Annotated in this window: 7 protein-coding genes and 1 pseudogene; all 8 read right to left on the minus strand. The window is 68.1% G+C overall.

Going from position 1 to position 7,080, the window contains the following annotated elements:
* Positions 1-149: 149 nt before the first annotated feature.
* Positions 150-566, minus strand: a pseudogene (locus tag ABZS64_RS38785) (DUF6573 family protein); the annotation flags it as partial.
* Positions 567-667: 101 nt separating this feature from the next.
* Positions 668-1,315, minus strand: coding sequence for a hypothetical protein (locus tag ABZS64_RS38790; protein WP_355839847.1), 648 nt, complete (start codon positions 1,313-1,315; stop codon positions 668-670).
* Positions 1,316-1,430: 115 nt separating this feature from the next.
* Positions 1,431-1,757, minus strand: coding sequence for a hypothetical protein (locus ABZS64_RS38795; RefSeq protein WP_355839849.1), 327 nt, complete (start codon positions 1,755-1,757; stop codon positions 1,431-1,433).
* Positions 1,758-2,112: 355 nt separating this feature from the next.
* Complete coding sequence (locus ABZS64_RS38800) at positions 2,113-2,634, minus strand: hypothetical protein (protein WP_355839851.1); 522 nt, start codon at positions 2,632-2,634, stop codon at positions 2,113-2,115.
* Between the two features lie 451 nt (positions 2,635-3,085).
* The gene (locus ABZS64_RS38805) at positions 3,086-3,394 is read right to left on the minus strand and encodes a hypothetical protein (RefSeq protein ID WP_355839853.1); all 309 of its coding nucleotides are present in this window, start codon (positions 3,392-3,394) and stop codon (positions 3,086-3,088) included.
* A gap of 103 nt (positions 3,395-3,497) precedes the next feature.
* A complete protein-coding gene (locus tag ABZS64_RS38810; protein WP_355839855.1) occupies positions 3,498-5,261 on the minus strand; it encodes a ParB N-terminal domain-containing protein in 1,764 nt (587 codons plus the stop codon).
* A gap of 75 nt (positions 5,262-5,336) precedes the next feature.
* The gene (locus ABZS64_RS38815) at positions 5,337-5,663 is read right to left on the minus strand and encodes a hypothetical protein (RefSeq protein ID WP_355839857.1); all 327 of its coding nucleotides are present in this window, start codon (positions 5,661-5,663) and stop codon (positions 5,337-5,339) included.
* Between the two features lie 84 nt (positions 5,664-5,747).
* A complete protein-coding gene (locus ABZS64_RS38820) occupies positions 5,748-6,218 on the minus strand; it encodes a hypothetical protein (protein WP_355839859.1) in 471 nt (156 codons plus the stop codon).
* Between the last annotated feature and the right edge of the window lie 862 nt (positions 6,219-7,080).

Genomic DNA, 7,080 nt, shown 5'->3' on the forward strand with positions numbered 1-7,080 from the left:
CTCAACGAGGGTTTCGCGACGTACGCCGAGTGGCTCTACGAAGAGCAGCACGGCGGCAGCAGCGCGCAGAAGACCTTCGACTCCCTGTACGCCAGGACGGGCTCGCTGTCGTCGCCAGGCCCGATGACGCACACGAGATTCACCAGGCGGGCGGCGTGGACGCGTCCGCCCCTCGGGACTCGGTACAGCTGGACCGTGACGCGATTTCCGCCGCGCCGCCGGGCGGCAAATGCGGTCATGTGCAGCACATCCCACAGTCGGCCCGACTCGTCCTGCGGGGTCTGGCGCGCGCTGTCCTCGTCGGTCCACGCGACGCAGTCCGCCCATGCGGCCCGGGTGAGGGCGACGGGGATGCGGAATCCCGCTTCCTGCGCCGTGTTCTCGTCGACGGCAACCAGCACACCGTCCGCGATGGCCTGCGCGCGGGTGTAGGCGTGGATAACCTCGCCGAACGGGCTTGCCTCCGGCACATCGTCCGCCAGCTCTGCGGGGAACGAACGCATGGCGTCGGGGCTGACGTCCAGGGCGTCATCGATGCGGGCCAACAGGTTGTCCGTGTCGTCCATGGGTGCTCCTCGGGGGTCGTGGTCTGGGTTTCGTCCGGGAGGGCCACCCGGACTCTCTGACGTAACTAATTCTAGCACCGTTGAGTGCAATCCCGGTGGTGTCAGGCCAGTTGAACGCGTACCGACCTGCGTGTCTGCGGCATCGGCTGGCGCGCCTGTCCGGCCCGGATGAGAGTTTGTTCGGCCTTCACCTGGCGGTGCATGCGCTGGGTCCACTCGCGTAGCTGCTCGGCCAGTTCGTATGTGGCGGCGGTGCGGAAGTCGGGGCGGGTGCGCATCCGGTCGGCAAGTCGCAGGGCCTCGGCGGTCACCTCGCTGTGCGTGTACGCGATGACCGCGTACGCACCTTGGCGGCGGGTGATCCGGCTCCAGGCGCAGCGGCCGGTTTCCTGCTCCAGCACCATCAGGGAGCTGCGGGGCCAGCGTTCGTTTCCCTGGGCGGGTTCGGCGTGCAGATCGATGAGGCAGGACACCCGGCGGTCGTGCAACGGGTCGTAGCCGTACGGGGCTTGGGGGAAGGGGATCGGGGTGCGGGTGAGTTCGTTCAGGTGGGCGGCGAAGGCGTCCACGGTGGGCGGGGTCTGGGTGCGGTGCAGCCGGATGAGGTGCGCGGCGGCGGTCGGCAGCTGCCAGGCGGGCGAACCGGACGGCGCGGCGGGCATCGACCATGAGCGGCGGTGCGTGCCCGTGGTGTCGGTGACCGACAGGCGCAGAACCAGCAGGCGCGGCGGTTGGATCCTGACAAGCATGGTGCGGCCTCCGGGGGTGTCGGGGCATGGCGTGACTGGCTGGCGCGCTCGGCGCGGCGGGGCAGCGGGTCAGATGGAATTGGGTCGGGGGCCGTGGCGGGCCCCGACCGGCGGGTTAGTCGGCGTAGCGGCCGAGCGCGAGGGCGAGCGGGGCCAGGTCGGTGCGGCCGTCGTGCTCCAGCGCATGCGCGGTGTTGCGGGCTGCGGTCCGCTGCAACTCCGTGCCCGTGTGTCCGGCGTTGCGGGCGGCCAGGTATCCGACGGCGAGCGCCCCGAAAAGTTCGTAGGGCAGGGAAAGGAAGAATTCTTCCGGGTCGCGGTCCTGGTCCTTGGCCATGCGTTCGATCATGTCGACAACCGGGCCCATGGCCTCGTTGATGTCGTCGTCCGTCACTCCGAGCTCCGTCAGTGCGCCGCGGTCCTGCTCTTCCTGCGATGTCATGCGCCATGTCCTCTCGCTGGGCTGTGATCTGGGATTCCGTCCGGTCGGCCAACCCGGACTGACATAAATAATTCTAGCACTCTTGATCGCCCCGGGTGGTTCTGGTTGCTCCCTGCCGTGCGGTCCGAACTGCGCTGCCCGCTATGCTGGAGACTTATCGCAGCTCTGTGCGTGGCGGTTCTCCGCTCCTCGCTGGGTTGTGGTTTGGGATAGGCCCGGCGGGTGAGGCCAACCGCGCAAGCGGTCCGCTTCGGCGGACATCCGCCGGGCCGCCACACAGACACAAAAGGGGCGTACGCGGTGATTCGCGTACGCCCCTTTTCTGCTGCCCACTGCGGCACTGCTCGGCCAGCCGCTAGGCGTTCTGCTCGCTTCCGGTGATCTGCCATGTCCACTGGCAACCGCCGATGGCGTACCGGCCGTCATCGCCCGGTGTAACGATGTCTGCTCCGCCGTCGGGGCTCTCCTCGTAGTACGGCCACCGGACGTGCACCACGATGACTTGCCGTTCGCCGTCGTCGGTCGTGCCGCCTTCGATGACGTGCACGGTGTCGGTGCAGTCATGGCCGTACCTGAGAGCGTCGGCCTGCGTGTCGTCGGCGAGCTGCCGCACGGTATCGAGGGTGAAGCGGGGCAACACCCAACCGTTCACCTTCACGGTGGGGTCTACCAGCGCGAGGTAGGACCGGCGGTCTCCCACGGAAACCATGGCCGTGATCATGCCGCCGAACATATGTGCCGGACCGGTGGGCGTCGCTTCGCGGCGGTTGGCGGCGGGGCGTTCGCCGCTCTCGGTCGTCATGCGGAATTGCCGCTGGTCGCTGCTGACCTCCAGCACAAACCACGCGTCGTTGAACCGCGCGGCCTGGCGGAGCATCTCCAGTAGTGAGCCGTAGGCGGTGTAGTTGGGGTCACTGAGATCCAGAGCCGTAACGGCGTCGTCCCCTCCCAGCTGGTGCCAGGCGTCGGTTCCGCTGCCCCACCTTCGGCGTGAACGATCGTGCGAACACGGTCCGCGGCGGACATCCATTCGGGGCGTACGGCGCTGCTCATCAGATAGGTTCCGTCGTCCTTCGCCCACCACAGGCAGGGGCGGGGGGAACTCTCCTCGTCGAGGCGGCCGTGTTCGGTCGCGGCGGCGGCGTGCTCGGCGGCGGTGAGCACTGCGGGCAGGGGGAATCGGAGTCGTGCGCCAACGGTGAATTCGGACATGCCTTTTCGCTCCCTCAGTCGGGCTGCGGGGTGGTCTGGGTGCCGGCGGGGGGCCAACCCCTTGCCGGTGGGGGACACGCCCGGGGGTCACATGGACACCCCGGGCGGTGTCTCTGTCAGGTGATGTCGCGGGTGATGTCGGCGACCGTCTCAGCGATGGCCGCGAGCTCGGCAAGGCTCTGCGGGGCCGACTCGTCGTCCAGCCATACGGGTTCAAGCGACGTGGGCCCGTTCACGTACAACTCGCCCTCCTCGTCAACGCCAATCGTGACGGTCTCGCCACCGGGAGTGTGGATCTGTCCGCTGGTGCCCCAGTGGCCGGACTCGGATCCCCACCCTTCGCCGAGGAATTCGGCGGCCTTCCGGGCAATGTCAGATACGGCGTACGGGTACTCAGCGCCCGGCGCGGGGGCAGTATTCGCCATGGTGTTCGCTTCCTGGTCGAGAGGTCCTAACCGCCGCGCGGCGGTGGCGCTGCGCGTGGTGCAGGGGGCGGGGGCCGGATGACCGACCCCCGCCGGGTTGCTGCTACTCCTGGGCGCTCTCCTCGGGCGCTGTGGCGGTCTCCTCGGCCTGCGGCCCGACCGGGTCCTGCTCCGGCGCCTGGGCGGCTTCCTGCGGCTCCATGGCGGGCTCTTCCGCCTCCGGCTGTACCTCGGACTCCTCGTCGGCGCTCTCGTCCGCCTCGGCGGCCTCCTGCGGCGCCGTTGCGGTCTCCTCGGCCTCGCGCTCGGGCTGCTCCTCCGTGCTCTGCTCCTGCTGCTCCTCGTCGACGGTCGGCTCATCGGCGATGGGCTGCGTCTGCTCCTCGTCGTCGAACTCGTCGACCGGCTGTCCCTCGGCCTTGGCGACGATGGCGGCCTCGTGCTCCGAGAGCGGGTATCCCTCGGCGGCAAGGAACGTCAGCCACGCGTGCGCGGTGCCGCTCGGCTGCTCCCACGCCGCATCGTTCATCTCGGCCTCGTGGGCGGCCGCGACGTACGCCAACAGGAGGTTGGGGCGGCGGGCCTTACCGGTCTTCTTGATGAGATCGGCGAACGGCTCGGCCTTCCCCTCCGGGTCGGCGGCGCGGGTGAAACGGGCAATGTCGCGGTTGCGGTTGGCGTCCGTCTTGTTGGGGAAGCGGCGGATCGGGTCGGCGTTGTGCAGGATCGCGTCCAGCACCAGCGTCCATGCCGCGTCCGAAAGCGGCTTGCGGCACAGCTGATCAGTGATGAACTCCTTCCGCACCTCACGCGCGGCGCGCGCGGCCTTGTTGTTCTTGATGACCTTGGCGCGCTGCTTCTTGGCGGCCGCTTCTGCTTCGGCGGCGTCCGGCACACCCGTGATCTTGTGGCCGTAGCGGGCGGGGTCGGTGCAGTAGAAAACCGGCTCTCCGTCGTCGTCCAGCCGCGCGGCGTGTCCCTCGCACGTAGCATGGGCGCGCGCGGTGATCTTCTTTCCGGCCCTGGTGGTGAGGTCGGGCAGGCGGCGGTCGGTCGCATCCATCGCCCGGTACTGGGGGAGAACCTTCACCCCAGCTTCGGTGAGGGCCTGCGTCGCGGCCTCGCGCTTCCGCTCGGCGGCCTGCTCCTGGCGCAGCTGCGCCATGGTGTGTTGCCAGGCGCCGCGTCGGCTCTTGGGGTCCTCGGCGTCCTTGCGCTTCGCCACGTGCAGACGGTAGGCGGCGCGCGGCATGTCCTCGACCGACTGAAGGTCGGCAAGCTCCATCAGGTCGAACGCGTACCCGGTGCCTTCCTTCAGCCGCTCCGGGGAGAGTTCGGCGGCCTGCTTCGCGGCCTTCAGCTGCGGACGCGTCATGCCGAGGATGGCGGCCGCGCGGCGGCGCCCTGCCTCGCTGGTGCCGATCAATTCGAGCTGGGCGGCACCATTGATCTGATCGCGGTCCGTCATCCGGCGGCGCTGGGTGTTCTCCACCAGGGACAACAGGAGCGCTTCTCCGTCGACTCCTGCGAGATCGTCCCGTACGAATGCCGGGATGGGCCGGATCGGCTGTCCCTTGGCCTCGGCCTTCTTGGCGGCGGCCAGTGAGGCAAGCCAACGGCGCTGACCCTTGTAGACGCCGTACCGTCCCTCACCCAGCGGGCGGACACTGATCGGGTCCTGAACTCCGATCCGCTCAACCGACGCCAACAGGGCGGCGTCCGGCTTCGGGTTCTCCGTACGGGCGTTGCGCGGGTCAAGCTCCAGCCCGCGCGGGTCGAACTCGACCAGTCGCCCCAACTGCGCAAGCGCGCTCGGCTGCTCCTCGGCGGTGGTCTCGCCGGCCTTCGCGGTGGTGGTCTTGCTCATGGTCTGGTCCTCCTGCGGTGTGGTTCGGGAATGGCTGCCGGGCGGCGGGGCCAACCGCCGCCCGGCACAGTGGTGTCAGTTCAGGCAAAAGCACTTCTCGGGCGGGATCAATCCGCACTCGTGGTGGGCGCAGAAACCGGGCTGACACAGAAACGGGGTCTTGTCGTGGGTGCGCGGGTGAAACGTCACGTACGCGAACTGCGCGCCGTCCGCCCATACCTCCACGCGCGCGCTGCCGTGGTAGCGCCGGTGGGCGGAAAGCGCAGCGGCTCCGGCTGCTTCGGCGTCGCCCGTCCACTCGCCGATTTCGGACTCTTTCCCGTTCGGAAGCCTCGCCACCACGCCGTAAACGGTGCGTCCGCCTCGGGGCTCGGTGGTGGGAAAGTCGGGATAGAACTGCACGGCTGCTCCTCCTGGTTGCGGTCTGGGAAGGGCTGCCGGGCGGCGGGGCCTACCGCCGCCCGGCACCGGGCTACGCGATGGGGCTCACGCGTCGGCGTTCAGCTCGAACGCGTCGCGGAAGATCAGAGAGGCGCTGTCGGCGCGCTCGGGGGTGTAGCGGTGGCGGGCCTCGAACTCGGACAGCGGCCGGAGCGACCGGCGATCCGGTGTAAGCGCGGGAACCATCTCCCAAGCCTGCTCGACGGGGACCGTATCCGGGGCGGTCGAATGCATCATGATTTCGCAGCTCGCCGAACGCGGGTCCGCCAGACCTGCCCCGAGGACAGCAGCGAATGCAGTCATCTGCTCGGGCTCCATGCCGACCACGTCCATTGCCGCTACCGGTCCGGCTTCGACGTCGACCAATACCCGTGCGGGCACCGATACTTCGCCTTCCAAAACGATTCGGCACGTCAACAGGTGCTGTCCGCACTCCAGTCGGCCAGCAATGGAAAACAGGACGTTCGCCCCATGCTGAATCGCGGCGTCCTGCCCGGAGTGGGTGAGAGTGGTCATCTGCGGTGCTCCTCGTGTGAGTTGCGGCCTGGGCGTCGACTCGGGGCCTTTCCGTACCGACACATATAACTCTAGCATCAACGATGCCGTGACGGGGGGAGTTCGCGCAGAAAGCGGCTGCCTTCGCCGCGTGGATAGCTGTGGCAACAAGCGTGGCAACAACCGTGGCAATAGGGGTGGCAATAGGGGTGGCGCTGCTCGGGATCGCGCTCGCGCATGACTGCTGGCCAGAGGGTGTGCAATGCGTGGTGAGTGGGGCGACTTCCCTCGTCTGTAGCCCCTTTTTCTGTACCTGGGTGTTGGTGGTTGGTGTGGGTGGGGCGGCGGTCTCGGGTGTGTGGCTGGCGCTGCGCTGGCTTTTGGGTGTGGCGTCGGCTGGTGCCGCCGCGTGCTGGTTGGGGAGGGTGGGGGTTGCTCGGGGGAGTGGTGGTGCGGGCGGGCGTACTGCTGACCAGGTGGGTGATCTGAGCTACGGTCAGTTGTTGTCGAGTTGAGCTGAGTTCGGGAGTGGGGGAGGGGCGAATGTCCGGCCGGACTGCTGAATCCCGAATTCGTCATTTCACCTTCTCTCAAATGTGTGCTGACAGAGCGTCACTTAATCACGGTGGCACACCCCTTTCCCTTCGCTGCGCTTTTCTGAATTCGCGGAGCGAATTCTGTTCAGGAATGCGGAGCATTTCTGAATTCCTGCGTCACGGAGTGACGCAGCGTCAATTCCCTTGCGGAGCAAGGGAATTGATCCGTCGCGTAGCGACGGCGCGTTGTGTTCGCGGAGCGAACCGCGCGCCGCGCGCTGCTCGGCGACTTCGCCGCGCTCAAGCCGTGGGAGCGGAACATGGCGAAGATCGTCTTCCTCGACCCC

The organism is Streptomyces sp. NPDC005408 (genome assembly GCF_040606445.1).
In the GTDB taxonomy this organism is placed as follows: Bacteria; Actinomycetota; Actinomycetes; order Streptomycetales; family Streptomycetaceae; genus Streptomyces.

Bases quoted from the DNA above. Each gene is read 5' to 3' on its own strand.
- ABZS64_RS38790 (WP_355839847.1), bottom strand. From the start codon at position 1,315: ATGCTTGTCAGGATCCAACCGCCGCGCCTGCTGGTTCTGCGCCTGTCG.
- ABZS64_RS38820 (WP_355839859.1), bottom strand. From the start codon at position 6,218: ATGACCACTCTCACCCACTCCGGGCAGGACGCCGCGATTCAGCATGGG.
- ABZS64_RS38810 (WP_355839855.1), bottom strand. From the start codon at position 5,261: ATGAGCAAGACCACCACCGCGAAGGCCGGCGAGACCACCGCCGAGGAG.
- ABZS64_RS38800 (WP_355839851.1), bottom strand. From the start codon at position 2,634: ATGCTCCGCCAGGCCGCGCGGTTCAACGACGCGTGGTTTGTGCTGGAG.
- ABZS64_RS38805 (WP_355839853.1), bottom strand. From the start codon at position 3,394: ATGGCGAATACTGCCCCCGCGCCGGGCGCTGAGTACCCGTACGCCGTA.
- ABZS64_RS38795 (WP_355839849.1), bottom strand. From the start codon at position 1,757: ATGACATCGCAGGAAGAGCAGGACCGCGGCGCACTGACGGAGCTCGGA.